The sequence below is a fragment of the Oleiphilus sp. HI0125 genome (assembly GCF_001635355.1).
The window spans coordinates 1-1,062 of the sequence record NZ_LWGF01001193.1 but is presented as its reverse complement, the minus strand read 5'-3'; the positions used below and the strand labels follow the sequence as shown (position 1 = coordinate 1,062).

Genomic DNA, 1,062 nt, shown 5'->3' with positions numbered 1-1,062 from the left:
GCAAATGCTGAGAACGCTCATCGCTATGGGTCGATGCAGATACAGGCTCACAATCGGCATACCAGAGTTTCTTATCAGTGCGATAAGTTTGCGTGAACAAAACACTTTCCACACCTTCTAAAACAACCGCTAAAACACCATCATCATCCAAGTCAAAATCAACAACTTTCGCCAAACAGCCTTGACGATAAAATGGTAGATCGACTCCTCCTTTTGCTTGAGGATTAATTGCCACTGAAACCAGAGGCAAATCGTTTTTCATACAATCTTTTATGGCATCAAGGTATTGGGCTTCAAACACGCGCACTGACACACGTCCTCTCGGACAAAGCATTGCTTCTAGCGGAAACACAACAACCTTCACTTTTTACTCCTAAATTCATCGAATATTTCTGAGCAGAATAGGTGATCTCCGCACAGATCTGCAAGCGAATAAGATCTTAGTCACTTTTATGCCTTTCTAAGTGTCTATCTACTGTGGACACTGCAGGTTTTCTGGTAAGCTTGCTCGAAATTTTTTTGTGTAGATACATTACTTAAAGACGAGAAATTAAACATGCCAACTTATCGTTCCAAGACTTCAACTCATGGTCGTAACATGGCAGGTGCACGTGCTTTATGGCGCGCAACTGGTATGACAACAGAAGACTTTGAAAAGCCAATTATCGCGATAGCAAACTCATTTACACAATTTGTCCCAGGACATGTTCATTTGAAAGACATGGGGCAACTCGTCGCACGCCAAATTGAAAAAGCGGGTGGCGTTGCAAAAGAATTCAATACCATCGCGGTCGATGATGGTATTGCTATGGGGCATGATGGCATGCTTTACAGCTTACCCTCACGTGAGATAATCGCCGACTCTGTCGAATACATGGCAAACGCGCACTGCGCAGACGCATTAGTGTGTATTTCAAACTGCGACAAAATCACACCCGGAATGCTCATGGCAGCCTTGCGCTTAAACATTCCTGTTGTATTTGTTTCAGGTGGCCCAATGGAAGCGGGTAAGACAAAATTGAGTGAACATAAACTCGATCTTGTCGACGCGATGGTTATCGC

At 43.8% G+C, this 1,062-nt stretch carries 2 protein-coding genes; one reads left to right on the top strand and one right to left on the bottom strand.

Annotated elements, in window-relative coordinates; translation table 11 throughout:
- Nucleotides 1–364, bottom strand: a 364-nt coding sequence (locus tag A3762_RS20595; RefSeq protein ID WP_197469451.1) for an LON peptidase substrate-binding domain-containing protein, incomplete at its 3' end; no start/stop codon positions are given.
- 192 nt (nucleotides 365–556) lie between these two features.
- Here A3762_RS20595 and A3762_RS20590 point away from each other — a divergent pair.
- Nucleotides 557–1,062: dihydroxy-acid dehydratase (locus A3762_RS20590; protein ID WP_197469450.1), on the top strand; the 506-nt coding region annotated here is incomplete at its 3' end.